Genomic DNA, 22,807 nt, shown 5'->3' with positions numbered 1-22,807 from the left:
CGCCTTAGGGCTTGGGGGGGCGGGATTGGCTGGCGGCCAGCAGGCGATCCCGCAACTCCAGCATGGCGAAGAAGCCAAACAGCAGGAGCGACAGGTAATCCCAGCGGCGCAGGGGCATCACATCCTTGGCCACCAGCGTCATGATGGCAGCCTGGATGCCATGCACCAGCAGCACCAGCACGGCGAACACCGGCAGCAGCAGGCTGAGCTTGCCGGGCAGGGGATGCAGGGTGAACCAGACGGCGCCACACCAGAACCCCAGAATGATGATCTTGGCCAGCCACAGCACTAGCTTCATGCGCGTTCCTCTCGCAGATAGAGTTGATAACAGACCTGGCCGGCCTGCTTGTCCTTGATCAGTTGCCAGTTGGCCGGCAGCTCAGGTGCCGCGCCTTCCCGCTCCCGCTCCAGATAGATGAGCGCCTGATCCGCCAGCCAGCCGCCTTGCTCCAGCTGCTGACAGATCTGGGGTAATAGATCCTGGCGAAACGGCGGATCCAGAAACACCAGGTCGAACGGCTGGGCCGGGCCGCTGAGCCACTGGCGGGCATCGGCCTGGCTGGAGCCCAGCTGTTGCAGGTTCTGCTGCAGCTGGCGGGCGGCACCAGGGTCCCGCTCAATCATGATCACACAGTCGGCGTAGCGGGAGAGTGCTTCAAATCCCAGACTGCCGCTGCCGGCAAACAGGTCCAGACAGCGGCTGCCCCGCACGTCGCCGGCCAGCCAGTTGAACACAGTTTCCTTGACCCTGTCCGTGGTGGGGCGCAGCCCCTCCACATCCCGCACCGGTAGCTTGCGTCCCTTCCATTGTCCGCTGATCAGGCGAATGAATCCGCTGCGTCCGCCACCGGCGGTTGGGGCGGCAGCCCGTTGAGGTTTACGAGGAGGCATCGCGTTTCTTCATCTAAAAAAGTGATAGTATAAGCGCCCTATTTGTGACCTAAAGCCTAGGGGGCGGCTAGTGTAGCAGCCCCGCCAGTCAAGTGAGTACGTTTAATGGCCAAGAAAGGATTTTTCTCCTGGTTGAGCGGCGGCAAAGCGTCGGAAGAGCAGGCGAACACCCCGACCGAGCCCGAAGTGGTGGTTCCCTCCTCGGCACCGACGTCTGACGTCAGTGAGCCGGAGGTCGACGTGCCGGCGGCGCTCCAGGCTGACGCCGAGCAAGAAAGCACTGTCGAGGCGCCGGCCCTGGATCCGGCCCTGCTGGTAACCCAGGACAAGCCCAAGCGCGCCGGCTTGTTCAGCCGATTGGTGCAAGGGCTCAAGCGTACCCGGGAGAACCTGGGGGCGGGCTTTGTGGCGCTGTTTCGTGGCAAGCAGCTGGATGACGAGCTGTTCGAGGAGCTGGAGACCCAGCTGCTGAGCGCCGATCTGGGGGTGGCCACCACCAGCCGCATCATGGACAAGTTGACCTCTCAGGCCAGCCTGCGGCAGCTCAAGGATGCCGAGGCCCTGCTGGAGCTGCTCAAGCAGGAGATGAACGCCATTCTGCAGCCGGTGAATCAGCCCCTGGTGATCGAGGGTCAGCACAAGCCGTTCGTCATCCTGATGGTCGGGGTCAACGGCGTGGGCAAGACCACCACCATCGGCAAGCTGGCCAAGCAGCTGCAGGCCGAGGGCAAGTCGGTGATGCTGGCCGCCGGGGACACCTTCCGGGCGGCGGCGGTGGAGCAGCTGCAGGTCTGGGGGGAGCGCAACCAGATACCGGTGATCGCCCAGCATACCGGGGCCGACTCGGCCTCCGTCATCTATGACGCCATCGAGGCGGCCCGGGCCCGCAAGATAGATGTGGTGATCGCCGACACCGCCGGTCGGCTGCAGAACAAGAATCACCTGATGGAAGAGCTGAAGAAGATAGTCCGGGTGATGAAGAAGCTGGACGTGGAGGCGCCCCACGAGGTGATGCTGACCCTGGATGCCGGCACCGGCCAGAACGCCATCAGTCAGGCCAAGCTGTTTGGCGAGGCGGTGGGCCTGACCGGCATCACCCTCACCAAGCTGGACGGCACCGCCAAGGGCGGGGTCATCTTCGCGGTGGCGGATCAGTTCGGCATCCCCATCCGCTTCATCGGCGTCGGTGAGGGGATCGAGGATCTGCGTCCCTTCCAGGCCGACGATTTCATTGCGGCCCTCTTCAGCCAGGAAGCCTAAGCCATGATCCGATTCGAGCAGGTCAGCAAGGTGTACTCCGGCGGCCATCAGGCCCTGCAGAAGGTTGACTTCCACCTGCGCAAGGGGGAGATGGCCTTTCTCACCGGCCACTCGGGGGCCGGCAAGAGCACCCTGCTCAAGCTGATCAGCGTGATGGAGCGTCCCAGCGCCGGGCGCATCTTCTTCCACGGCCAGGATGTCTCCCGCATCGGGCGACGGGACATTCCCTATATCCGCCGCCAGATCGGCATCATCTTCCAGGATCACCGCCTGCTGATGGACCGCTCGGTGTTCGACAACGTGGCGCTGCCGCTGGTCATCGACGGTTATAGCCAGCAGGATATCCAGAAGCGGGTCTCCGCGGCCCTCGACAAGGTGGGTCTGCACGACAAGGCGGCCTGTCTGCCCCTGATGCTCTCCGGCGGCGAGCAGCAGCGGGTGGGCATCGCCCGGGCCATCGTCAACAAGCCAGCTCTGCTGCTGGCGGATGAGCCCACCGGCAACCTGGATCCGGATCTGGCTCGGGACATCATGCAGTTGTTCCGCATGTTTAACGATGTGGGGGTCTCTGTGCTCATCGCCACCCATGATCTTGGGCTGGTGGCGCGCAGTGGTCAGCGTACCCTCAGGCTGCACGAGGGGCGTCTGGTGTCCGATGGGGAGGTCGCATGAACCGCAAGCGTCACACCCAGGGCTGGCTTCGCACATTGCGTCAGGCGCTCTATCATCACCGTCAGGAGGCGCGCCGCAGCCTGGCCGACATCTGGCGGGCTCCCTTCGCCTCCTTGCTTACCCTGGCGGTCATCGGCGTCAGTCTGGCCCTACCGGCCACCTTCTGGGTCATGTTGCAGAATACCAGTCAGGTGACCAGTCAGTGGCAGGAGGGGGGGCGCATCACCCTGTTCCTGCACAAGTCGGTGAACGACAGCGGCATTGCCCAGCTCACCGAGCAGCTCAACGGCGATCCGGCCATCGCCTCGGTGCGCTACATCTCGCCCGAGGCCGGGATGAAGGAATTCGCCGCCCTCTCGGGGTTTGAGGATGCCCTGAGTCTGCTGAGCCAGAACCCCCTGCCGCCTGTGCTGGAGCTGGTGCCTGCCGAGGCCCAGCGTACCGCGGCGGCGGCGGAACAGCTGCTGGCGCGTCTCTCCGACCTGCCGGAGGTGGAGCAGGCCAAGCTGGATCTGCAGTGGCTGGGACGGCTCAACCGCATCAGCGGTCTCATCCGTCATGCTCTGTTGTCGTTTGGTGGCCTGATGCTGATCGGTGTCTTGCTGACCGTGGCCAACACCATGCGCCTCAATATCCTGGGGCGGCGGGCCGAGATCGAGGTGATGAAACTGGTGGGCGCCACCGACGCCTTCATTCAGCGCCCCTTCCTCTACATGGGCCTCTGGTATGGCCTCATCGGCGGCATGCTGGCCTGGTGGCTGACCGAGGTGCTGGTGCTGTGGAGCGAGGCCCAGGTGCAGGCTTTGGCAGCCTTGTACCACAGTGATTTTCGTCTGAGCGGGCTGGGGCTGGGCGACAGCCTGGGCTTGCTGCTGCTGTCGGCGCTGTTGGGCGTGGTAGCGGCAATGATTTCCGTCTGGCGCCATATTCGCCAGATCGAGCCGGCCAATCCGTAGACGACGAGACATTTTTGAAAATATTTCCATACTCAATGGAACTTTTGCGGCAGGCTGACACTCTTACTAAGTGAGGGTTAATTCTGAGTTTTGGAGATTCGCTTCTCTTTGACTTGGCCGCATGGATCGTCGCAAAGCCAGACATATCATGCATTTCGGGGGGACTTGAGGGTTCCCCCCTTTTTTTGTATATATGCTTATCCACAACGGCGCCGTCGCATGGGCGGAGTAACAGCCAGTCTGGCCGGGGCGCCTGGTATGGTGAGGTAGCAATCAAAATGGGTACAGCAATAGCGATGCAGAACAACCTGATCCTGGTTCCACAAGGTAGCCTCGAGGGCTACATCCAAGCCGTGAACACCATCTCGGTGCTGACGGCCGAGGAGGAGCGGGCGCTGGCTGAGCGGTTGCAGCAAGATGGCGATCTGGATGCAGCCCGCCAGCTGGTTATGTCTCATTTGCGGTTCGTCGTGCACATAGCGCGCAGTTATGCCGGCTATGGCCTGCCCCAGGCCGACCTGATCCAGGAAGGCAACATTGGCCTGATGAAGGCGGTCAAGCGCTTCGATCCCAGCGTGGGGGTGCGCCTGGTCTCTTTCGCCGTGCACTGGATCAAGGCCGAAATCCACGAGTACGTGCTGCGCAACTGGCGCATGGTCAAGGTGGCCACCACCAAGGCCCAGCGCAAGCTGTTCTTCAACCTGCGCAAGGCCAAGAAGCGTCTGGGCTGGTTTACCCAGCAAGAGGTGGAGGCCGTGGCGGAGGAGCTGGGGGTCTCAGCCCGCGAGGTCACCGAGATGGAGGCCCGCCTGAGCGGCCAGGATCAGGCCTTCGACGCTCTGGACGACGACGAAGGCGAGAGCTTTGCCCCCGTGCATTATCTGGAGGACAAGTCCTCTGACGTGGCGGCCAGCTTCGAACACGACAACTGGGAGCATCACGCCATGCACCGGCTGTCCAATGCCCTGGAGGCGCTGGATGAACGCAGCCGGCATATCATTCAGGCCCGCTGGTTGGATGATAATAAGCTGACGTTGCAGGAGTTGGCGGATCACTATGGCGTGTCGGCGGAGCGGGTTCGCCAGTTGGAAAAGAACGCCATGAACAAATTGAAAGGCGTGCTGGAGGCCTAGGCACCAGCCGTGCAAAAAAGAGGTCTCGTAGCGAGGCCTTTTTTTTAGCCCGAGGGCCGGGATTGGCCGTCGGATCCCATTAGTTGAGGAGACAAGATCCATGCAGCTCTTGAGTCATCTGTTTGAACAAAACCGCCTGTGGGCGGAGAAGATCAAGGCCGAAGATCCCACCTTCTTCGAAAAATTGTCGGCCCAGCAGGCGCCGGAATACCTGTGGATCGGCTGCTCGGACAGCCGGGTGCCGGCCAACGAGTTGCTGGGCCTGTTGCCCGGCGATGTGTTCGTGCACCGCAACGTCGCCAACCTGGTGATCCACACCGATTTTAACTGTCTCTCCGTGCTGCAGTACGCGGTGGACGTGCTGAAGATCAAACACATCATCGTCTGCGGCCACTACCGCTGTGGCGGTGTAATGGCCGCCATGCGCAATGCCGAACATGGCCTGATCGACAACTGGCTGCGCAACATCAAGGATGTCTACTTCAAGCACCGTGAGCAGATCGAAGCCATCGAGAGCGAGGAGGAGCGCCAGGACTTCCTGTGTGAACTCAACGTGCTGGAGCAGGTGGCCAACGTGTGCCACACCACCATAGTGCAGAATGCCTGGAAGCGGGGCCAGGAGCTGGCCATTCACGGTTGGATCTATGGTCTGAAGGATGGTCTGCTGCGGGATCTGGACATCACCTTAAGCGGGGTGGATCAGATCCCGGACGTCTACCGCTCCTCCAAGGAGATCGTCAGCCAGTACCACAGTAGCGGTAAATAGAAAAAGGCCCCGTAAGGGGCCTTTTTTGTGGTGCGTCAGACTTAGAAGTCGTAGCGTGCGGCCAGCTGGAAGTCATCCTTGTAACCATCCAGTTGGTTGAAGCGGTATTCACCGATGACGCGCAGCTGCTTGTTGAACTTGTACTGGGTGCCCAGGGTGAAGTAGTCGACGGTGTCGGTGGAGGTACCGGAGACATCCTTATCGCCCTTGTTGTAAACGGCCATCAGACCGACACCATTGGCAAAGTTATAGCCCACAGCGGCTTCCAGACCGGTATTGTCGGTGCCACTCTTCAGGAAGTCAGTGCCGTCGGCGTAGTTGATGGCTGCGTACAGGGCCTTGTTGTCGAACTTGGCACCGATTACCCAAATCTTGGCATCGTCACCCACGTCACGTTGACCCAGGGTGTAGGCGGCGCCCAGGCTCAGGCCCATGTCCAGGGTGTAAGACGCGGCCAGACCGTAGGCGGCGGCATTGCTCTTGTCGCTTTGATCTTCGGTATTGGAACCGTCGAACTTGTAGTTGGCTTCCAGACCGAAACCACCGAATGTGCCGGCATACTTCAGTACAGACGCGGCGCGGTCGGTGGCGAAGTTGTCGGTGCCGTCGCCCATGGCTTCGGCGCCGTAGCCATCAGACAGGGCCACGTCGGTCCAGTCTGCGATGGATGCGAAAGAACCCTTTTGACGACCGAAGGTGACGGTGCCGGCATCGGCCTTCACCCCGGCGAAGGCCAGACGGGTGCGCAGGTTGCCGCTGTTGTCCTTCACGGTCTTTTCGCTGTCACCGATGTTGAACTGGGCTTCGTACTGGGCCAGGGCAGACAGGCCGTTGCCGATGTCGCTGGTAGCCTTGGCACCAAAGCGGATGAATTGGTTGGCACCGATCTTGGCGCTGTGATCCTTGATGCTGTCACCGTCAGAGTTGACTTCGTCCTTGGTGCCGAAGAAGTGACCGGCATAGACACGGCCATACAGGTCTACGACATTGGCATCAGACTTGAATACTTCGGCAGCGTGGGCGCTGGTGGCGGCCAACAGGGCGATGGCAACGGCACTGAACTTTTTCATCTTATTTCCTTAATGATGTGGGTCACGCAAAAGAGGGTTAATGCGAGGGCAGATGCTAGGGGGTGGTCATGACACTTGGGTTACATGGTTGTGAAGCTTTTATGGTTGTGCCTGGGTGGCATAGGCCACCTGAGATACCCAGATTGGCCGGACTAAACAGGGGCGCAAAGGTTTTGCCCTGTGATAAAATGCCGCGTCCAACCGCAGATGAGGTTAAACGAACAAATGAGACGTGAACTGGCGATTGAGTTTTCCCGCGTGACCGAAGCGGCCGCCCTGGCTGGCTACAAGTGGCTGGGTCGTGGTGACAAGAATGCCGCCGATGGTGCCGCCGTGGCCGCGATGCGGTTCGTGCTCAACCAGATCGAAATCGATGGCGAGATCGTCATCGGGGAAGGGGAGATCGACGAGGCGCCCATGCTGTATATCGGTGAGCGGGTCGGTTGTGGCGGGGACGGCGTGGACATCGCCGTGGATCCCATCGACGGCACCCGCATGACCGCCATGGGGCAGAACAATGCCGTGGCCGTATTGGCCGCTGGCGACAAGGGCTGCTTCCTCAAGGCGCCGGACATGTACATGGAGAAGCTGATTGTCGGGGCCAAGGCCAAGGGCGTCATCGATCTCAATCTGCCGTTGGAAGAGAACCTGCAACGGGTTGCTCAGGCGCTGGATAAGCCGCTGAGCCGGCTGACCGTCATTACCCTGGCCAAGCCCCGTCACGAAGCCGCCATCACCATGATGCAGCAGATGGGCGTGCGGGTCTTTGCCATTCCCGACGGCGATGTGGCCGCCTCCGTACTGACCTGTCTGCCGGACAACGAGGTGGACATGCTCTACTGCATCGGTGGCGCGCCGGAAGGGGTGGTTTCGGCCGCCGTGGTTCGTGCGCTGGACGGTGACATGCAAGGGCGTCTGTTGCCGCGTCACGAGGTGAAGGGCGATTCCGAAGAGAATCGCCGCCTGGGGGCGGAAGAGCTGGCGCGCTGTCAGAAGATGGGCATTCAGGTGGGCCAGGTTTACCGGCTGGAGGAGATGTCCAAGACCGACAACGTCATCATCTCCGTCACCGGCATCACCAAGGGCGATCTGCTGGAGGGCATCACCAGTGACGGCGTGCTGGCCACCACCGAGACCCTGCTGATCCGCGGCAAGTCCCGCACCATACGGCGCATCCACTCCACCCATTATCTGGAGCGCAAGGACGCCGAGATCCAGCAACTGTTTCGCTAAGTTGCCGGCCTGGGCGGCGGTGAACGCCGCCTTGGTGATTAATTGCGCGATCGCGCTGATGCGGGGCGCCAAGCACCAAAAAACACTTGCATGGTTCCAGGGCTTTCGGTAAATTCACGCCCCGCAGACAACGGCGTGTAGCGCAGCTTGGTAGCGCACTTCGTTCGGGACGAAGGGGTCGGAGGTTCGAATCCTCTCACGCCGACCAAATCAGAAAAGGGGTTAGCCTAGGCTAGCCCCTTTTTACATTGGTGCTCTTTTTAAATTGGTGCTGTCAGCGGATGGTTTTTGATTGGTGGTGGCGTCGCCGGGTATTAGTGTTTCCCTGGCCCGCTCTTGAGATCCAGCATCAACATCAGCATCAGCACCACCCCGGAGATCAGGGGGCCGTAGCTGAGATAAAGCTCGCCATAACCTGCCAGGAACAGGCACAGCGGCAAACCGATGACCAAGAGCAGGGTGCTGGAAAGGAAAAACCACATAGTATCTTCGGAATTGTTAGTAACTGCGCTTTGTACTGCCGGCCACATTATATCGATTAACTTTGTGATATAAAGAGCCCTTCTGTTGTCCTAACCGGGGCTGCCCCGGGTACGCAAATTCTTCATGCCGGATTGATAGACCATGCAATTGACCCTGTTCACCGATTACGCCCTGCGCACCCTTGTCTATTTGGCTTTGCAAGAGCCAGGTCGGCTGGCCACCATCACTGAGGTGGCGGAGACCTTTCAGATCTCCCGCAATCATGTGGTGAAAATCGTGCATCAGCTGGGGGTCAAGGGCTATGTGGAGACGGTGCGCGGCAAGCATGGTGGCATCCGTCTGGCCCGGCAGGGTGAGGCCATCAGCCTCAAGGATGTGGTCAGCGACATGGAAAATCTCACCTGCCTGATGGATTGCAAGCGCGAAGCCTGCCTGCTCACCAGCGGTTGCCGTTTTCAGGGGATACTGCGCAAGGCGCTGCGAGCCTTCCTGGATGTGCTGGATGAATTTACCCTGGCGGATCTGGTCAAGGACGAGCAGCGGCTTTGCGGTTTGCTGAACCTGCCGATCCCCACCCGACAACTGGACTGATCTTGCCCGCCGGGCGCCGGAGCTGCCCATGACCCTGATGTCTGATATCCCCTTCTGGTGGCCCTTGCTGGGGCTGCTGCTGTTGCTGTGCTTGTTACTGCTGTGGCAGCTGCGCCGTCAGCAGCTGGCGGCCGTGCTGGCACAAGCCCAGCTGGCGCAGCAGGCTGAGCGGCTGCAAGAGCTGCAGGCCGAGCGCCAGCAGTGGCAGGAACGTCATGAGCAGCAACAGTTGCAGCTCATGCGACTCAATAGCCGGGTCAAGGAATATGAGACCCTGCTCCACGCCGAACGCCAGCACCATGCCGAACGATTGCAGCAGCAGCAGGACGCCGAGGCCAGGCTGAGCGAGCAGTTTGAAAACCTGGCCAATCGTCTGTTCGAACAAACCTCCGTGAACTTCCGGCAACTCAACCAGGGGCAGCTGGATCTGCTGTTGGGGCCCCTCAAAACCCAGCTGGAGGGATTTCGCCGCCAGATGAGCGAGACCCATGCCGAGGAGTCCCGCCAGCGCCATGGTCTCAAATTCGAGCTGGAGCGGCTGGCTCAACTCAACCAACAGATGAGTGAAGAGGCGGCGGCCCTGACCCGGGCACTCAAGGGCGACAGCAAGCAGCAGGGCAACTGGGGCGAGGTGGTGCTGGCGCGCATCCTGGAGGAGTCCGGCCTGCGGGCCGGTCATGAATACGAGCTGCAGGTGGCGGCCACCAGTCGGGATGGTCGCCGTTATCAGCCGGACGTGGTGGTGCACCTGCCGGAGGGTAAGGATGTCATCATAGATGCCAAGGTGTCCCTCACCGCCTACGAGCGCTATTTCAATGCCGAGGAGGAGTCGGCGCGGGCGCAGGCCCTCAAGGAGCACCTGGCCTCGGTGCGCGGCCACATCCGTGAGCTGGGGCGCAAGGATTACCATCAATTGCCGGGCCTGCGCAGCCTGGATTACGTCCTGCTGTTTGTCGCCGTGGAGCCGGCCTTTCTCGTCGCCCTGGATGCTGACCCGACTTTGGTAAAATTTGCACTGGATAACAACATCTTACTGGTGAGTCCGACTAATTTGATGGTGGCGTTGCGCACCATAGACAACCTGTGGCGCCAGGAGCGGCAGCACCAGAATGCCCGATTGATTGCCGAGTACGCCGGGCGCCTGTACGAAAAGTTTCGCCTCTACTGTGAGGAGATGCTGGCGCTGGGCGGAGCACTGGGGCGGGCGCAAGAGAGTTATGACAAGGCCATGCAGCGGTTGGCGGGGGGGCGTGGCAACCTGGTCAGCCAGGCAGAGCGTCTGCGGGCGCTGGGCGTGGAGGTGAGCAAGCCTCTGCCGGAGCGGCTTTGCGAGCAGGCGGGGCTGACGGAGGAGCCGGATGATGGGCTCAGCCTGTCTGTACCGCTGGAGAGTCCCGCGCAACAGGAGGAGTAATCAAGCATGCAGCAAGCGGATGTTGCCGTGGCAACGCAGCCGTCCCAGTCCAGTGCGTCAGGATTGGAGGCGGTGTTGACCCAGGACAGTCGGCACCATTGTGATTATCATCCCCAGCGCCTGTGTCCCAATGCCTCGCAATCGGGGCGCCTGTGTGACCATTGTCCCGAGCTGGCACTTCACACCGACTAACAATAGCCAATCTCCCCCCGCTAGTTTTTCCAGAACGAGGGAAAGAACAGCACGGCTACCGTCAGGATCTCCAAACGGCCCAACAGCATATCGAAACTCAGCACCCACTTGGCCGCCGCCGGCAGGCTGGCGAAATTACCTACCGGGCCAATCAGATCCCCCAGCCCGGGCCCCACGTTACTGACCGCCGTCACGGCGCCACTGATGGCCACCAGGGGGGGCAGATCCAGCAGCCCCAGAATGGCGGCGCTGACGATGATCACCGTGAGATAACTCAGGACAAAGGCGACGATGGAACGGACGATGGCATCGTTCACCGGGCGACCGTTGTATTTTTGCGGAAAGACGCCGGAGGGGTGCATCAGCTGGCGAGCCTGCTTCTGAAACAGGGCCGCGGCCACCTGGATGCGGAAGATCTTGATGCCACCAGCGGTGGAGCCGGAGCAGGCGCCAATCAGCATTAAAAACACAAACAGCACGCTGGTGAAGTGGGTCCAGGCGCCAAAATCGGTGAGGCCATAGCCTGTGGTGGTGAGCACGGAGATGATGTTGAAGGTGCTGATGCGCAGGGCATCCTGAAAGCTGAAGGTCTCCTTATGCCATAGCCAGAGAGTCATCATGCCGCTGACCACCAGCACCAGCCAGAAGAAGCCCCGTACCTGGGCGTCCCGAAACAGCACATTCTGCCGGCGGCGTAGGCTCTGCACATAGAGCAGGAAGGGCAGGCCACCGAGGAACATGAACAGGCTGGCGGTCCATTGGGCGCTGTGGGAGAAGTGGGACATGGAAGCGTCTGAGGTGGAGTAGCCGCCGGTGGACAGGGTTGTCATGGCGTGATTGAGTGCCTCAAAGGGCGTCATGCCACTCAGCCAATAGGCGACGAAACAGAGGAATGACAGGCTCAGATAGACGATGACGATGTTCTTGGCCACGTTGGCCGCTCGCGGTGAGTCCTTGTCCGACTTATCCGACGATTCCGTCTGGAACAGTTTCATCCCCCCCACGTTCAGGTAGGGCAGCACGGCCACCGCCAGCACGATGAAGCCCACGCCCCCCAGCCACTGTAACAAGGAGCGCCACAGCAGGATGCTGGGCGCCATCGAATCCAAGCCAGAGAGCACGGTGGAGCCCGTGGTGGTGACGCCCGACATGGTCTCGAAGTAGGCGTCGGTGAAGCTGATCTGGTTGATGAACACGAAGGGCAGGGCGCCGAACACGCAGGCCACCGCCCACACCATGCTGGTGAGCACGAACATGTCCCGTACCTTGAGGCGAAACTCGGCCTTGTGGCCGTAGTGCAGGCAGATGAAGGCCGCCACGTGGGTGATGATCACCGAGGCGAGAAACTCGGCAAGCCCCGGGGTGCCGCTGAAGAAGGCCAGCAGGGTGGGCAGCCACATGAACAGGGCCAGCTTGGAGAGGGTCAGCCCTATGGTGAAGATGATGGGTTTGAAATTGATCATGTCACAAGAAGAAGGGGCTGGGTTGGAACAGGCGCTCGACTTCCGGGATGTGTTTCTTGTCCACCAAGAACATCACCACATGGTCATCCTGTTGAATCACGGTGGAGTCGTGGGCAATGATCACCTCGTCGCCCCGCACCACGGCACCTATGGTGGTACCCGGCGGCAGCTTGAGCTCGCCGACGGAGCGCCCCACCACCTTGGAGGTGTTTTCGTCACCGTGGGCGATGGCCTCGATGGCCTCGGCAGCGCCGCGCCGCAACGAGTAGACATTGGCGATGTCGGCCCGGCGCACGTGGGTGAGCAGGGCGGAGATGGTGGCCTGCTGGGGCGACAGGGCGATGTCGATGCTGCCGCCCTGCACCAGATCCACGTAGGCGGCCCGCTGGATGAGGACGATGGCCTTGCGGGCTCCCAGCTTCTTGGCCAGCATGGCCGACATGATGTTGGCCTCATCCTCGTTGGTCACGGCGATGAAGACGTCAGTCTGATCGATGTGCTCTTCTTGCAGCAGCTCCTGATTGGCGGAGTCGCCACAGAAGACGATGGTTTCCTCCAGCATCTCGGAGAGCTGTTCGGCCCGCTCCGGGTTGCGTTCGATGAGTTTGACGTTGTAGCGGGTCTCCAGCTGGCGCGCCAGGCCGGCACCCACGTTGCCGCCGCCGACGATCATGATGCGGCGATAGGGGTTTTCCAGTCGCTGCAGCTCGGACATCACCAGCCGGATATGGCCGGCGGCGGCGACGAAGAAGACTTCATCATCGGCTTCTATGATGGTGGTGCCCTGGGGGCGGATGGGCCGGCCCTGGCGGAAGATGGCGGCCACCCGGGTCTCGATGTTCGGCATGTGCTCTTTCAAAGTGGCCAGGGCATTGCCCACCAGCGGGCCACCATAGTAGGCCTTGACCGCCACCAGCCCCACCTTGCCGCCGGCAAAATCCACCACCTGTAGGGCGCCGGGGTATTCGATCAGCCGGCGCAGGTAGTCGGTGACCAGTTTTTCCGGTGAGATGAGGTGATCCACCGGGATGGCGTCGTTGTTGAACAGCGTCTCCTGCTCCGCCAGATAGGCCTGGGAGCGGATGCGGGCCACCTTGTTGGGAATGTTGAACAGAGAATAGGCCACCTGGCAGGCGATCATGTTGGTCTCATCGCTGTTGGTCACCGCCACCAGCATGTCGGCGTCTTCGGCGCCCGCTTCCCGCAACACCCGGGGGTGGGAACCGGCACCTTGCACCACCCGCAGATCGTATTTGTCCTGCAGTTCGCGCAGCCGTTCAGTATCTGTGTCGATGAGGGTGATGTCGTTGTTTTCACCCACCAGGTTTTCGGCCAGTGTGCCGCCCACTTGGCCAGCGCCGACGATGATGATCTTCATGTTGATTACCGTTTGATCAGCTTGGCGTAGTAGAAGCCATCCATGTTCCCCTCCCCAGGCAGCAACTGCCAACCAGGGCGATCCGGGCCGCCATCCTGGGGCAGGGCCACCAGCTCGGCATCTGGGGTGCGTGCCATAAAGGCCTTGATCTGCTCACTATTTTCATCCGGCAGGACGGAACAGGTCGCATACAGGAGGGTACCGCCCGGCTTGAGTTTGCACCAGAGCGCATCGAGAATTTTGCCCTGCAGGATCACCAGTTCGGCAATATCCTCGTTGCGCCGTAACCATTTGATATCCGGGTGGCGGCGAATGACTCCGGTGGCGGAACAGGGGGCATCCAACAGGATGCGATCGAAGGCCGGACCGGACCACCAGGTCTGTGGGCGGGAGGCATCGCCGCAAATCACCTGGGCGGTGAGCTGCAGGCGTTGCAGGTTATCCTTCACCCGCTCCAGGCGTTTGGCGTCGCTATCCAAGGCGACCAGGCCGGCCAGTGCGGGCTGCCGCTCCAGCAGGTGCGCCGTCTTGCCACCGGGGGCGGCACAGGCATCCAGCACCCAGTCGCCGGGTTGGGGATCCAGCAGGCGGGCGGCTTGTTGCGCTGCGCCATCTTGTACCGATACCCAGCCGTCGGCAAACCCGGGCAACTGGCTGACGTCACAGGGCTGCGCGAGGCACAGGCCCTCGCTGCCGGGATCTTCCCCGGCAACCGCTATGTCCTGTGCCGCCAGCAGGGCCCGATAGCTGACTCTGTCATGATGACGACGGTTGACCCGCAGCCACAGCGGCGGGCGCTGGTTGTTGGCGTCGAGTATCGCCCCGTATTGTTTCGGATAGGCGGCCTTGAGCCGCTCAATCAGCCACTTGGGATGGGCAAAGCGACTGGTGGGTTTTTGATCCACCGTCTGCTGCAGGGCGTCGGCCTGACGCTGCACATTGCGCAACACACCGTTGAGCATGCCGCGGAAGGTCTCGCCTTTGAGCAGACGGCAGGCGGAGACGGTTTCCGACAACGCGGCATGGGGCGGAATGCGGGTGTAGAGCAGCTGATAGATGCCCACCAGCAACAGATAGTGCAGTTGGCGGTATTTGCCCTTGAGCGGCTTGCTCATCAGCGCGGCGGCGATGGCCTCCAGGCGGGAGAGCCAGCGCAGGCTGCCAAAGCAGAGCTCCTGCAGCAGTGCCCTGTCTTTGGCCGCCAGTTGTTGCTGGGCGGCGGGTAGCACGGTGGAGAGGGAGACTCCCTGCTCCACCACCTCAAAAAGCACCTTGGCGGCTTGCGCGCGAGTTTTCATGATGGATCCTGTCTCAGCCGGGTATGGTTCCCGGCCAGTTCATGCCAGTTGGGTCTGCGGGAGGAACCACTCCCGGCGGGAGTTGAGCAGTTCGTGGGCTTGCATCGGCTTCTTGCCCGGGGGTTGCAGCCGAGTCAGGCGCAGTACGCCGTCGCCCGTGGCGACCTCAATGCCAGCCTTGCCAACCCGGACTATGGTGCCGGGTTGGGCGTCCTCGTGGGGCAGTACTTCCGAGTCCCACACCTTGATGGTGTGCTCGCCGCAGGGGAAGTGGCTAATGGGCCAAGGGTTGAAGGCGCGGATGGCGCGCTCCAGGGCCGCCGCAGGCTGTTGCCAATCCAGTCGGGCCTCTTCCTTGCTGAGCTTTTGCGCGTAATTGGCCTGCGTGTCATCCTGCGCTACAGCCGTCAGTCGTCCAGCCAGTAAGCCGTCCACCGCTTCCAGCAACGCGGTCGGGCCCAGCCCGGCGAGCTTGTCATACAGGCTGGCGGAGGTCTCATCGCTGGCGATGGGGCAGGTGCGGGTCAACAGCATGGGACCGGTATCCAGCCCGATATCCATTTGCATGATGGTGACGCCAGTCTGGAGATCCCCGGCCCAGATGGCGCGCTGGATGGGCGCGGCACCGCGCCAGCGGGGCAACAGGGAGCCATGGACGTTGATGCAGCCCAGGCGGGGGGCATCCAGCACGGCCTGGGGCAGCAGCAGGCCGTAGGCCACCACTATCATGAGGTCGGCCTGCAGCTCGGCCACCACCTGACGGTCGGCGGCATCCTTGAAGTTGACGGGCTGATACACAGGGATCTGATGAGCTTGCGCCAGGACCTTGACCGGGCTGGGGGTTAGCTTGTTGCCTCGACCGGCCGGTCGATCCGGCTGGGTATAGACGGCGATGATGTTATGCCCGGCTTCCAGCAAGGCGGCCAGATGGCTGGCCGCAAAGTCCGGTGTGCCGGCAAAGATGAGCTTGGGTGCGTGCAAGAGGAAACCTTAGGCGTCGTGACTATCGAAACGGCTGAGCTTGGCCAGCTTCTGGCGCAGGCGTTGTCGTTTGAGCGGGGAGAGGTAATCGATGAACAATTTGCCTTGCAGGTGATCCATCTCGTGCTGCAGACAGATGGCCAGCAGATCATCGGCCACCAACTCGAAACTATTGCCGTCTTTATCCTGAGCTCGGATACGGATACGCTCTGCACGCGGCACCAGTGCACGGTAATCTGGCACCGACAGGCAGCCCTCCTCTATGCCGGTATCTCCTTCTTTAGATAGGATTTCCGGATTGATGAATACCTGAGGCTGATCGCGATTTTCTGAAATATCAATCACGATAATGCGTTGGTGAATGTTGACCTGTGTCGCAGCCAGGCCGATGCCCTCTTCTGCATACATGGTTTCAAACATATCATCAATTATCTGGTGGATGTCCCCATTGAATTGGGTGACCGGCTTTGCAATGGTACGCAGGCGTTCATCAGGGAAACGCAAAACTTCTAAAATCGCCATATTCGTTACGGAATAACTACACTAGTCTGTAAACATTGGCGTAATTCTAGTCAAATGTGCGGCAAATTAATAGTTACGTGACATCTTCAAGGACAGGGATAGTTATGAGATTGAGACAGATTGGATTCATTTTGTGCGGGGCGCTGCTTTCCTTCGTCGCTGCAGCACAGACCCTGGCCCTGAAAGAGAATCACCCCCAGACCTACGTGGTGAAGAAAGGGGATACCTTGTGGGACATTTCCGCCCACTTTTTGAAGAGCCCCTGGCTCTGGCCTCGCCTGTGGCAGGCCAACCCTCAGGTCAAAAACCCTCACCTCATCTATCCCGGTGATCTGTTGACCCTCATCTGGGTGGACGGTGAGCCCCGCTTGGTTCGCAAACCGACTATCAAGTTGTCGCCGACCATGCGTGTCGAACCCAAGGCGTCGCCTATCCCGGTGTTGAGCTTTGACGAAATCGGTCCCTTCCTCACCAGTAATCACGTGTTTGAGGCCGATGTCGACCTCGACAAGCTGCCCTATGTTCTGGGGGAAAATGAAAACAGCATTGCCATGCAAGAGGGGCAGACCCTGTTTGTTCGCGGGGCACTGCAACCTGGCGTGAGTTATGCCATCTACCGCCCGGGGGAGTTGTACAAGGATCGCGTAACCAAGGAGGCTCTGGGGCGAGAGGCGCTTCTTTCCGGCCTCGGTGTAGCGCAACAGGCCTACGCCGAGGATCGCAGCGTACTGACGGTGACACGCAGCTACCGTGAAATACGGCAAGGCGATCGCCTGATCCCGGTACCCAGCCAAGAGAGCCTGAATGCCTACTTTTCCCCCCAGCCTGGCACATTGCACAACGAGCAAGCCTATGTGGTGGATACACCTTACAAGGTGACCAGTGTTGGCAAGTTTGATGTGGTACTGATCAACCGCGGGGCGCGGGATCAGGTGCAGCCGGGGGATGTGTTCAGTGTGCTGCGGCCTGGTGCCAAGGTTGTTGATTCAGGCGCAAATGATGTCAGCTACCGGGAGTATGGTTCGGCTGGCGATAAGTTGTTTGCCTCCGACAGTGAAGTCCTGCCAAATGATCGTGTCGGCGAGGTCATGGTGATCAAGGTCTATGACAAGCTGAGCATGGCCTTCGTGATGAACTCCCAGAACATGGTGCGTAAGGGGTACGCTTTGGCCAATCCCTGATCATGACCCCCTGCCTGATGGAGGCCTGGCTTAGGCTGGTGAACCTGCCGGGAATAGGGCCAATAAGAGGCCGCCAACTGTTGGAGCGCTGCCCGATGGCCGAGTTGAGGATGGCCGATGCCGGCCAGCTTCGACAGTTAGGGTTGAGTGACCAGCAGATCGCTTGTTGGATAAGCCCGGATCAACGGAGGTTGACCCGGGCTTTTTCTTGGTTGGCGCAGGACAGTAATCAGTTGGTGACGCTGGATGATCCGGCATACCCTCTTATGTTGCGTGAGACAGTCGGAGCTCCTTTACTGCTGTTTGTACAGGGCCGCTGTGAAGCCCTCAGCGCCCCCTTGCTGGCAGTGGTGGGGTCGCGTCAACCGACCCCGGGCGGGCGACAGGCGGCACAATATCTTGGTAGCGACCTGGTTCAGGCGGGGCTTGGGCTTTGCTCGGGTTTGGCCTTGGGGATAGACGGCGTGGCTCACCAGGCGGCCTTGCAGGCACAAGGGCTGACGGTTGCTGTCTTGGGGACGGGGCTGGCACAGATTTACCCTCGTCGACACGTTGCACTTGCGCAGGCGATCCTGGAGCAAGGCGGTGCCCTGGTTTCGGAATTTTGGCCTGACGAAGGCGTGCGGGCGGAAAATTTCCCTCGCCGCAATCGCATCATCAGTGGTCTGAGTATGGGCACCCTGGTGGTGGAGGCGGCGGAGCAGAGCGGCTCACTTATCACCGCCCGTTTTGCCCTTGAGCAGGGGCGTGAGTTGTTCGCCGTCCCGGGGAGTTGGCAGAATCCGCAAGCCAGGGGGTGTCACAGATTAATTCAGCAAGGGGCAAAACTAGTCTGCTGTGCGGCCGATATACTGGAAGAGTTGGGGCATTTTCTGGGCAATCAGGACTTGCACGCACCCAGCCAGGCATCACAGGAGACACCGGCTCATTTGCCAACGGATAATTTGTTGGATAACGTAGGTTATGAGGCGACGGACATTGATACCATCGCCGCCTTGAGTCGGTATCCCATTGAACAGGTGATGGGGAAGTTGATCGAGCTGGAACTGTTGGGTTGGATCGCATCCGTTCCCGGGGGTTATGTAAGAACGCGGAGGGACTGACGATGTTTGATGTACTGATGTACCTTTTCGAGACCTATGTCCAGAGCGATGCGGATCTGATGGTAGACCAGGACGAGTTGGCTGATGAGCTGACTCGTGCCGGTTTTCATCAGGATGAAATTTACAAGGCTCTCTCCTGGTTGGAGCATCTGGCTGAATTGCATGATGAGGCCAAGGCGCCGGTGTTGTTGGCCAGCGATGCCGGCTCGTTCCGGATCTACACCCCAGAGGAGCAGGACAAGTTGAGCACCTCCTGCCGTGGTTTCTTGCTGTTCCTGGAGCAGGTGGGGGTGCTCAGTGCCCCGGCGCGCGAGGTGGTCATCGATCGCTTGATGGAGCTGGACTCTGCTGAAATCGAACTCGACGATCTCAAGTGGGTGGTGCTGATGGTGCTGTTCAACTTGCCGGGCAACGAGAACGCCTGTCACCAGATGGAAAACCTGTTGTTCGAGGAGCCCGCCGGGCTCATTCACTGACTCTGCCGGCACCGGCTGCTAGAATGCCGCCGGTTTTGTCGGAGGTGGTCATGTCCAAAATTGATCCCGATTTATTTCGTGCCGAGGCCCAAGCCCTGGCGCACTCTTACGGCACCTGTCCGCAATGCGGTGCCGAACTGGTGATGCGCCATGGCAAGCATGGCCCTTTCTTAGGCTGCTCAGCTTACCCCGCCTGTGATTATGTTCGCTCGCTGAATGGTCAGGGGGGCACCGTGGCCAAGATCCTCGAGGGGACCCATTGCCCCGACTGTGGGGCCGTGTTGGTGATCCGCAAGGGGCGTTATGGTCTGTTTATCGCCTGCAGTCAGTTTCCTGATTGCCGCCATGTTGAGCAGGAGTCTGAGTCGGTGGAACAGCTTGACGCTGTGCCTTGTCCGGCCTGTCGCAAAGGCCAGCTGGTGTCCAGACAGTCCCGTCAGGGCAAGACGTTTTATGCCTGCGATGCCTATCCTAAGTGCAAATTTGTGGTCAATGATCCGCCGGTCGCCCAGCCTTGCCCGCAGTGTGGCTGCTCCATCTTGCTCAGACGGGAGGGGCAATCGGGCACCTATTTGTGCTGCCCGCAAAAAAACTGTACCTACCGTAGTGACTCACTATAATGCGCGCAAAGGTTTTTCTGTCGACCACGCAAGATGAAGGATGATCGTCATGTCTCAACCGTTTGTAGCTATTTTGATGGGCTCCGACTCAGATTTTCCGGTAATGCAAACCACACTGGACGTTCTGAAGTCTTTCGATATTCGCTACGAGGTGAAGGTGACCTCTGCGCACCGCACTCCCGCCGCGACTCACGCCTATGTGACGGATGCCGAACAACGTGGCTGTAAGGTCTTCATCTGTGCCGCCGGTCTGGCAGCGCACCTGGGTGGGGCGGTTGCCGGTATTACGACCCGCCCCGTGATTGGCGTGCCCATCGATGGCGGCCCGCTCAAGGGGCTGGATGCTCTGCTGTCCACCGTGCAGATGCCCGGAGGTGTGCCGGTAGCGACCGTGGCCATCGGCAAGGCGGGGGCAAAAAATGCCGGTTATCTGGCCGCGCAGATGCTGGCGGTGGCCGATGATGAGCTGGCCGCCAAGGTTAAAGCCGAACGGCAGAAGAATGCCGAAGAGGTCATGGCCAAAGATGCTGCCTTGCAAGCCCAGCTGAAATAACTAAGATGAGCGGCAGTAAAACCACTGCCGCTTTTCTTATGACCTCATCCTATCTCGATGCCATTTCTCATCTGACCTCTGGTCATGTCATTGCCTATGCCACCGAGGCCGTCTTTGGTCTGGGGTGTGATCCGGACAATGAAGAGGCTGTCAAAAAACTGCTGAACATCAAGCAGCGTCCTGTTGATAAAGGCTTGATCCTGATTGCGGCAGATTGGTCGCAACTGTTGCCCTATGTCGCCAGTGAACAGCTCTCCGCCCCTGCACTGCAAAAGGTTTTGGCTAGCTGGCCTGGTCCTTTTACCTGGATCATGCCAGCCCAACCGACCACACCGCGCTGGCTCACCGGACGCTTTGATTCTCTTGCGGTGCGGGTCACCGCTCATCCGCAAGTGCGCGCCTTGTGTCAGGCCTATGGCAAGCCTCTGGTGTCGACCAGTGCCAACTTAAGCGGTGAGGCGCCTTGCCGGAATGTGGCCGAGGTACAGGCTCAGCTAGGAGTATGCGTGGATTACGTTTTACCGGGTGAAGTGGGCGGCGCTACCAATCCTTCGCAAATTCGCAATGCCCTCACCGGCGAGGTATTGCGCCCGGCGTGAGCCTCTTTCTTGTCTGGTGGAGCGAAAAGGCGTTTAATCCCCCTAGACAGGAATCAGAGCAGGAACGCACATGGATCGCTATGCCGTATTTGGCAATCCCATCGGTCACAGCAAATCACCTTTTATTCATACCCTCTTTGCTCGGCAAACTCAGCAACAAATGAGTTACGAAGCCATGCTGGCGCCGCTAGATGGGTTCCCTCAGGTGCTGGCACAGTTTTTTGCTGATGGTGGTAAGGGCTGCAACGTGACGGTTCCCTTCAAAGAACAGGCCTATGGATTGGTTCAGCAGCTGAGTCCACGGGCTAAGCTGGCTGGCGCTATCAATACCATACGGCGGACTGACGATGGTTTATTGCTTGGGGACAATACGGACGGTGCCGGTTTGGTGCAGGATTTGCTGCTTCATATCCCCAGCCTAGCTGGGCTGCGTATCCTGCTGCTGGGGGCGGGGGGCGCGGCCAGAGGGGTGATAGGTCCGCTGCTAGAACAGCAGCCGGCGAACCTCACCATTGCCAATCGTACCTTTTCCAAAGCTGAGCAGTTGGCCGAGCATTTTGCCCCCTTGGGCGCAGTGAGAGCGGCTACCTTCGAGGCGTTAACCGGTCCCTTTGATCTTATCCTCAACTCTACTTCGGCTAGTCTGGCCGGGGAGATACCGCCCATCCCCGCCGCATTGATCCATGAGGATATTGCCGTGTATGACATGATGTATGGGCCTGGTGAAACCCCCTTTAATCAGTGGGCGAGAGGACTGGGTGCGCGAGCCTGCATAGATGGACTGGGCATGCTGGTCTGCCAGGCTGCGGAAAGTTTCATGTTGTGGCGGGGCATTCGTCCCGGTACCAAGCAAGTTATTGCCGAGTTACGACGCAATCTGGGGGCAAGATGAATCAGGACATCCTGTTTAATGAAGGCGCGCAGTGGCATGCCGCCGAGCAGCGAGTGGAATTTACCGCGCAGCAGATGGGGGCACTCATCCGCTGCTTCATCAGTCATGGCCTCCTAGAACAATGGGCCGGCGAGCCTTTGCTCTCGGAGCAGGCCATCCTCAGCGCCTTCGAGCGCTTGCGCTTCGATATAGAGGAACGTGCCGAGGAGCTGATTGAGGCGCAGGAGTACGCAGAGGATGGCGCCATTTATCTCTGAGTATCAAGCCCCGTCCAGATACACATTCTTGAGTCGCACGTAGTTTTCCGCAGACAGGCGGAAAAAAGCCCGTTCGTCGGGTGTCAGCGGACGGACCTGGCGTACCGGTGAGCCCAGATAAAGATATCCCGACGTCAGCCGTTTGCCTGGCGGCACCAGGCTGCCTGCACCCAGTAACACCTCATCTTCTATGACAGCTCCGTCCAGTACGATACTGCCCATGCCGATCAGGCAGCGATCGCCGATGGTACAGGCATGCAACATCACCTTATGACCGACAGTCACCTCTGAACCTATGATCAAGGGCAAGCCAGCCGGATGAGCCTCAGACGGCCGCGATACATGCAGCACACAGCCATCTTGCACATTGCTGCGCTCGCCAATCTGGATGTAGTTTACATCGCCTCGCACGACTGTTTGGGGCCAGATGCTGCTGTCAATGCCGAGGCCGACCCGGCCTATGACTGTGGATGAGGGATCAATGTAGCAACCAGAAGCACATTCCGGGTGGTGTTCGGCAAAAGCGCGAATAGATGTATGAGTCATATGAAGGCGAGCTCCTGTTTTGAGCCGGCGCAAACGCCGATTTTGTGGATAAGTCTGTGGGCAAGCTGAACGTAAGCAGTGAGCGGCTTGTGACAAGGAAAAATACCTGAATTTTCGATAAAAATCCCTTGCCAGCCGGCGCGGCGTCCCTATAATGCGCCCTCGTTGTCAGGGCACAGCCCGGCAGCAGAGGAAAGCGGCGAGCAAATAGCGCTTGACTCAAAGCGGGAAGCGAGTAAGATGCGCATCCCACGACGCCGGCGAAACCGGGTCGAAC

26 protein-coding genes, 1 tRNA gene and 1 pseudogene are annotated in these 22,807 nt (G+C 60.0%); 18 read left to right on the top strand and 10 right to left on the bottom strand.

Annotated elements, in window-relative coordinates; translation table 11 throughout:
- Positions 1-4: 4 nt before the first annotated feature.
- Positions 5-298, bottom strand: coding sequence for a DUF1145 domain-containing protein (locus ABD847_RS03850; RefSeq protein ID WP_345010223.1), 294 nt, complete (start codon positions 296-298; stop codon positions 5-7).
- On the bottom strand, positions 295-891 hold the full coding sequence (gene rsmD / locus ABD847_RS03845) for a 16S rRNA (guanine(966)-N(2))-methyltransferase RsmD (RefSeq protein WP_345010221.1): 597 nt from the start codon (positions 889-891) through the stop codon (positions 295-297). Before rsmD ends, ABD847_RS03850 begins: the two co-directional genes overlap by 4 nt.
- A gap of 318 nt (positions 892-1,209) precedes the next feature.
- On the opposite strand from rsmD, the pseudogene ftsY reads away from it, so the two are divergent.
- From ftsY to can, 5 genes and pseudogenes are all read left to right on the top strand, one after another.
- Positions 1,210-2,151, top strand: a pseudogene (gene ftsY / locus ABD847_RS03840) (signal recognition particle-docking protein FtsY); the annotation flags it as partial.
- A 3-nt stretch (positions 2,152-2,154) separates the two neighbouring features.
- A complete protein-coding gene (ftsE, locus tag ABD847_RS03835) occupies positions 2,155-2,823 on the top strand; it encodes a cell division ATP-binding protein FtsE (protein ID WP_345010219.1) in 669 nt (222 codons plus the stop codon).
- Positions 2,820-3,779: a permease-like cell division protein FtsX gene (gene ftsX, locus ABD847_RS03830; protein ID WP_345010217.1), complete on the top strand. Its 960-nt coding sequence runs from the start codon at positions 2,820-2,822 to the stop codon at positions 3,777-3,779. Before ftsE ends, ftsX begins: the two co-directional genes overlap by 4 nt.
- 278 nt (positions 3,780-4,057) lie before the next feature.
- Positions 4,058-4,912 (top strand): RNA polymerase sigma factor RpoH, encoded by an 855-nt coding sequence (gene rpoH, locus ABD847_RS03825; RefSeq protein ID WP_345010215.1) that lies wholly within the window; start codon positions 4,058-4,060, stop codon positions 4,910-4,912.
- A 100-nt stretch (positions 4,913-5,012) separates the two neighbouring features.
- Entirely contained in the window at positions 5,013-5,678 is a 666-nt protein-coding gene (gene can, locus ABD847_RS03820; RefSeq protein WP_345010213.1) for a carbonate dehydratase, read from the top strand.
- Between the two features lie 41 nt (positions 5,679-5,719).
- On the opposite strand, the gene ABD847_RS03815 is transcribed toward can, so the two are convergent.
- Positions 5,720-6,748: a porin gene (locus ABD847_RS03815; RefSeq protein WP_345010211.1), complete on the bottom strand. Its 1,029-nt coding sequence runs from the start codon at positions 6,746-6,748 to the stop codon at positions 5,720-5,722.
- A gap of 225 nt (positions 6,749-6,973) precedes the next feature.
- Between ABD847_RS03815 and glpX the strand changes: the two genes are divergently transcribed.
- Both glpX and ABD847_RS03805 read left to right on the top strand, forming a co-directional pair.
- Positions 6,974-7,981, top strand: a complete 1,008-nt coding sequence (gene glpX / locus ABD847_RS03810; RefSeq protein WP_345010209.1) for a class II fructose-bisphosphatase — start codon at positions 6,974-6,976, stop codon at positions 7,979-7,981.
- A gap of 131 nt (positions 7,982-8,112) precedes the next feature.
- Positions 8,113-8,189, top strand: a tRNA-Pro gene (locus tag ABD847_RS03805).
- Positions 8,190-8,295: 106 nt separating this feature from the next.
- Here ABD847_RS03805 and ABD847_RS03800 read toward each other — a convergent pair.
- On the bottom strand, positions 8,296-8,463 hold the full coding sequence (locus ABD847_RS03800) for a hypothetical protein (RefSeq protein ID WP_345010207.1): 168 nt from the start codon (positions 8,461-8,463) through the stop codon (positions 8,296-8,298).
- A gap of 142 nt (positions 8,464-8,605) precedes the next feature.
- Between ABD847_RS03800 and ABD847_RS03795 the strand changes: the two genes are divergently transcribed.
- From ABD847_RS03795 to ABD847_RS03785, 3 genes are read left to right on the top strand one after another with little or no spacing between them, the layout of a single operon-like run.
- Entirely contained in the window at positions 8,606-9,055 is a 450-nt protein-coding gene (locus ABD847_RS03795; protein ID WP_345010205.1) for an Rrf2 family transcriptional regulator, read from the top strand.
- 37 nt (positions 9,056-9,092) lie between these two features.
- Positions 9,093-10,469 carry a DNA recombination protein RmuC gene (rmuC, locus tag ABD847_RS03790; protein WP_345010326.1) on the top strand — a complete coding sequence of 459 codons (1,377 nt, stop codon included), beginning with the start codon at positions 9,093-9,095 and terminating at the stop codon, positions 10,467-10,469.
- A 6-nt stretch (positions 10,470-10,475) separates the two neighbouring features.
- Positions 10,476-10,661 (top strand): hypothetical protein, encoded by a 186-nt coding sequence (locus tag ABD847_RS03785; protein WP_345010203.1) that lies wholly within the window; start codon positions 10,476-10,478, stop codon positions 10,659-10,661.
- A 20-nt stretch (positions 10,662-10,681) separates the two neighbouring features.
- Here ABD847_RS03785 and ABD847_RS03780 read toward each other — a convergent pair whose 3' ends face one another.
- Genes ABD847_RS03780 through def form a run of 5 tightly spaced genes read right to left on the bottom strand, consistent with a single transcriptional unit; the run spans position 10,682 to position 16,303 of the window.
- Positions 10,682-12,124, bottom strand: a complete 1,443-nt coding sequence (locus tag ABD847_RS03780) for a TrkH family potassium uptake protein (protein WP_345010201.1) — start codon at positions 12,122-12,124, stop codon at positions 10,682-10,684.
- 1 nt (position 12,125) lies between these two features.
- Entirely contained in the window at positions 12,126-13,502 is a 1,377-nt protein-coding gene (trkA, locus tag ABD847_RS03775) for a Trk system potassium transporter TrkA (RefSeq protein WP_345010199.1), read from the bottom strand.
- Between the two features lie 5 nt (positions 13,503-13,507).
- Positions 13,508-14,800, bottom strand: coding sequence for a 16S rRNA (cytosine(967)-C(5))-methyltransferase RsmB (gene rsmB / locus ABD847_RS03770; RefSeq protein ID WP_345010197.1), 1,293 nt, complete (start codon positions 14,798-14,800; stop codon positions 13,508-13,510).
- Between the two features lie 39 nt (positions 14,801-14,839).
- On the bottom strand, positions 14,840-15,781 hold the full coding sequence (gene fmt / locus ABD847_RS03765) for a methionyl-tRNA formyltransferase (RefSeq protein ID WP_345010196.1): 942 nt from the start codon (positions 15,779-15,781) through the stop codon (positions 14,840-14,842).
- Between the two features lie 9 nt (positions 15,782-15,790).
- Positions 15,791-16,303, bottom strand: coding sequence for a peptide deformylase (gene def / locus ABD847_RS03760; protein WP_345010194.1), 513 nt, complete (start codon positions 16,301-16,303; stop codon positions 15,791-15,793).
- A gap of 104 nt (positions 16,304-16,407) precedes the next feature.
- Here def and ABD847_RS03755 point away from each other — a divergent pair, with 104 nt between their 5' ends.
- The 8 genes from ABD847_RS03755 (at position 16,408) to ABD847_RS03720 (ending at position 21,984) form a co-directional block, all read left to right on the top strand.
- Positions 16,408-17,484, top strand: a complete 1,077-nt coding sequence (locus tag ABD847_RS03755) for a LysM peptidoglycan-binding domain-containing protein (RefSeq protein ID WP_345010192.1) — start codon at positions 16,408-16,410, stop codon at positions 17,482-17,484.
- A 17-nt stretch (positions 17,485-17,501) separates the two neighbouring features.
- Positions 17,502-18,587, top strand: a complete 1,086-nt coding sequence (dprA, locus tag ABD847_RS03750) for a DNA-processing protein DprA (RefSeq protein WP_345010324.1) — start codon at positions 17,502-17,504, stop codon at positions 18,585-18,587.
- A 2-nt stretch (positions 18,588-18,589) separates the two neighbouring features.
- Positions 18,590-19,063: a DUF494 family protein gene (locus ABD847_RS03745; protein ID WP_345010190.1), complete on the top strand. Its 474-nt coding sequence runs from the start codon at positions 18,590-18,592 to the stop codon at positions 19,061-19,063.
- Between the two features lie 50 nt (positions 19,064-19,113).
- Positions 19,114-19,683 (top strand): DNA topoisomerase family protein, encoded by a 570-nt coding sequence (locus tag ABD847_RS03740; protein WP_345010187.1) that lies wholly within the window; start codon positions 19,114-19,116, stop codon positions 19,681-19,683.
- A gap of 49 nt (positions 19,684-19,732) precedes the next feature.
- Positions 19,733-20,236 (top strand): 5-(carboxyamino)imidazole ribonucleotide mutase, encoded by a 504-nt coding sequence (gene purE / locus ABD847_RS03735; protein WP_345010185.1) that lies wholly within the window; start codon positions 19,733-19,735, stop codon positions 20,234-20,236.
- Positions 20,237-20,274: 38 nt separating this feature from the next.
- A complete protein-coding gene (gene tsaC / locus ABD847_RS03730) occupies positions 20,275-20,835 on the top strand; it encodes an L-threonylcarbamoyladenylate synthase type 1 TsaC (RefSeq protein WP_345010322.1) in 561 nt (186 codons plus the stop codon).
- A gap of 70 nt (positions 20,836-20,905) precedes the next feature.
- Positions 20,906-21,727, top strand: coding sequence for a shikimate dehydrogenase (gene aroE, locus ABD847_RS03725; RefSeq protein WP_345010183.1), 822 nt, complete (start codon positions 20,906-20,908; stop codon positions 21,725-21,727).
- Complete coding sequence (locus tag ABD847_RS03720) at positions 21,724-21,984, top strand: DUF1488 family protein (RefSeq protein WP_345010181.1); 261 nt, start codon at positions 21,724-21,726, stop codon at positions 21,982-21,984. The genes aroE and ABD847_RS03720 overlap by 4 nt, the downstream gene beginning before the upstream one ends.
- 3 nt (positions 21,985-21,987) lie before the next feature.
- Here the strand turns inward: ABD847_RS03720 and ABD847_RS03715 are convergent, their stop codons facing one another.
- Positions 21,988-22,530 (bottom strand): gamma carbonic anhydrase family protein, encoded by a 543-nt coding sequence (locus tag ABD847_RS03715; protein ID WP_345010179.1) that lies wholly within the window; start codon positions 22,528-22,530, stop codon positions 21,988-21,990.
- Positions 22,531-22,807 lie beyond the last annotated feature (277 nt).

Source organism: Pseudaeromonas paramecii (genome assembly GCF_039540575.1).
GTDB classification, from domain to species: domain Bacteria; phylum Pseudomonadota; class Gammaproteobacteria; order Enterobacterales; family Aeromonadaceae; genus Pseudaeromonas; species Pseudaeromonas paramecii.
This window is presented reverse-complemented; position numbering and strand designations above follow the sequence as displayed.

Bases quoted from the DNA above. Each gene is read 5' to 3' on its own strand.
- ABD847_RS03850 (WP_345010223.1), bottom strand. From the start codon at position 298: ATGAAGCTAGTGCTGTGGCTGGCCAAGATCATCATTCTGGGGTTCTGG.
- rsmD (WP_345010221.1), bottom strand. From the start codon at position 891: ATGCCTCCTCGTAAACCTCAACGGGCTGCCGCCCCAACCGCCGGTGGC.
- ftsE (WP_345010219.1), top strand. From the start codon at position 2,155: ATGATCCGATTCGAGCAGGTCAGCAAGGTGTACTCCGGCGGCCATCAG.
- ftsX (WP_345010217.1), top strand. From the start codon at position 2,820: ATGAACCGCAAGCGTCACACCCAGGGCTGGCTTCGCACATTGCGTCAG.
- rpoH (WP_345010215.1), top strand. From the start codon at position 4,058: ATGGGTACAGCAATAGCGATGCAGAACAACCTGATCCTGGTTCCACAA.
- can (WP_345010213.1), top strand. From the start codon at position 5,013: ATGCAGCTCTTGAGTCATCTGTTTGAACAAAACCGCCTGTGGGCGGAG.
- ABD847_RS03815 (WP_345010211.1), bottom strand. From the start codon at position 6,748: ATGAAAAAGTTCAGTGCCGTTGCCATCGCCCTGTTGGCCGCCACCAGC.
- glpX (WP_345010209.1), top strand. From the start codon at position 6,974: ATGAGACGTGAACTGGCGATTGAGTTTTCCCGCGTGACCGAAGCGGCC.
- ABD847_RS03800 (WP_345010207.1), bottom strand. From the start codon at position 8,463: ATGTGGTTTTTCCTTTCCAGCACCCTGCTCTTGGTCATCGGTTTGCCG.
- ABD847_RS03795 (WP_345010205.1), top strand. From the start codon at position 8,606: ATGCAATTGACCCTGTTCACCGATTACGCCCTGCGCACCCTTGTCTAT.
- rmuC (WP_345010326.1), top strand. From the start codon at position 9,093: ATGTCTGATATCCCCTTCTGGTGGCCCTTGCTGGGGCTGCTGCTGTTG.
- ABD847_RS03785 (WP_345010203.1), top strand. From the start codon at position 10,476: ATGCAGCAAGCGGATGTTGCCGTGGCAACGCAGCCGTCCCAGTCCAGT.
- ABD847_RS03780 (WP_345010201.1), bottom strand. From the start codon at position 12,124: ATGATCAATTTCAAACCCATCATCTTCACCATAGGGCTGACCCTCTCC.
- trkA (WP_345010199.1), bottom strand. From the start codon at position 13,502: ATGAAGATCATCATCGTCGGCGCTGGCCAAGTGGGCGGCACACTGGCC.
- rsmB (WP_345010197.1), bottom strand. From the start codon at position 14,800: ATGAAAACTCGCGCGCAAGCCGCCAAGGTGCTTTTTGAGGTGGTGGAG.
- def (WP_345010194.1), bottom strand. From the start codon at position 16,303: ATGGCGATTTTAGAAGTTTTGCGTTTCCCTGATGAACGCCTGCGTACC.
- ABD847_RS03755 (WP_345010192.1), top strand. From the start codon at position 16,408: ATGAGATTGAGACAGATTGGATTCATTTTGTGCGGGGCGCTGCTTTCC.
- dprA (WP_345010324.1), top strand. From the start codon at position 17,502: ATGGAGGCCTGGCTTAGGCTGGTGAACCTGCCGGGAATAGGGCCAATA.
- ABD847_RS03745 (WP_345010190.1), top strand. From the start codon at position 18,590: ATGTTTGATGTACTGATGTACCTTTTCGAGACCTATGTCCAGAGCGAT.
- ABD847_RS03740 (WP_345010187.1), top strand. From the start codon at position 19,114: ATGTCCAAAATTGATCCCGATTTATTTCGTGCCGAGGCCCAAGCCCTG.
- purE (WP_345010185.1), top strand. From the start codon at position 19,733: ATGTCTCAACCGTTTGTAGCTATTTTGATGGGCTCCGACTCAGATTTT.
- tsaC (WP_345010322.1), top strand. From the start codon at position 20,275: ATGACCTCATCCTATCTCGATGCCATTTCTCATCTGACCTCTGGTCAT.
- aroE (WP_345010183.1), top strand. From the start codon at position 20,906: ATGGATCGCTATGCCGTATTTGGCAATCCCATCGGTCACAGCAAATCA.
- ABD847_RS03720 (WP_345010181.1), top strand. From the start codon at position 21,724: ATGAATCAGGACATCCTGTTTAATGAAGGCGCGCAGTGGCATGCCGCC.
- ABD847_RS03715 (WP_345010179.1), bottom strand. From the start codon at position 22,530: ATGACTCATACATCTATTCGCGCTTTTGCCGAACACCACCCGGAATGT.